General features: G+C 54.3%; 2 protein-coding genes. One reads left to right on the top strand and one right to left on the bottom strand.

Annotated elements, in window-relative coordinates:
• The first annotated feature begins 167 nt into the window (after nucleotides 1-167).
• On the top strand, nucleotides 168-425 hold the full coding sequence (locus EXE44_RS22125) for a hypothetical protein (RefSeq protein WP_137706372.1): 258 nt from the start codon (nucleotides 168-170) through the stop codon (nucleotides 423-425).
• A gap of 11 nt (nucleotides 426-436) precedes the next feature.
• On the opposite strand, the gene EXE44_RS17290 is transcribed toward EXE44_RS22125, so the two are convergent.
• Complete coding sequence (locus tag EXE44_RS17290) at nucleotides 437-865, bottom strand: type IV pilin (RefSeq protein ID WP_137706373.1); 429 nt, start codon at nucleotides 863-865, stop codon at nucleotides 437-439.
• Between the last annotated feature and the right edge of the window lie 14 nt (nucleotides 866-879).

Genomic DNA, 879 nt, shown 5'->3' with positions numbered 1-879 from the left:
CGTACTTCGCTCGGCCTGATCGGTGCGCGAGGTACATAGAAATCGCTTGTGTTGTGGGTGGCGGCCACGGCGATTGTGGTCGATCCGTGGGTATCACTTCAACACGTGCCGGTTCAGTTACTCCAGAACGACGGGATCGGGACCCCGGCACACACGATGTGATATACATGAGCCGACGAACCAGTCTCAAGATCACCGACGAGCTCGAACGGCACCTCGAAAAGGCGAGCGAGACTGTGGCGAGCGGTCCGGATGATGGCCCACCGATGAATGTGGTAATTGACGCTGCGCTCGCTCACCTGATTCAATCAAAAGAAAACTTCCACAGAGCTCGTGAAGAGTTGGATCCAGTTACAGTCCAGCAGTTCAACACTGACGTGCTCGGGCTGCGATGCAGAACAAAAATAGAAAGCCGATGGAGATAGCGGCGTTCCGATTAGGCTGAGAGGTCTGCCGTCCCCTCAAAGATCACGTTCCCACTCGGATCGTGGATGAGCTGGACCGTTAGATCATCATTATCCGGGAAAGCGGGGCTTCCTTCGGTATAAGTTACTGTTTGACCAGTTTGCCAATCACCTGAGGCAACGGTTGTAGCATTCTCGTACCTTGTGCCGTCAACAGCTAAGACGAGATCGTCTATTGGAATAGCCTGCCCCCCCGTTTTGGTGATAGCAATCGTTGTATCAGATGAACTTTCGATATCGAAACTTGCCTGCGGCGCGGTGTCTCCTAACTGATCGCCGAGTCCGAGAACGAACGTCCCGATAACGGCCGCCAGGATGACGGTAATCGCGACCATGAGGATGACGCCGATGACGGGACTTACTGCCCTGTCGTCCGCGTTGGATTGGTTGCTTGGTTTCATAGTTTGAACCCAGC

This window comes from Halorubrum sp. SS7, assembly GCF_005435055.1.
GTDB lineage: Archaea > Halobacteriota > Halobacteria > Halobacteriales > Haloferacaceae > Halorubrum > Halorubrum salinarum.
This window is presented reverse-complemented; position numbering and strand designations above follow the sequence as displayed.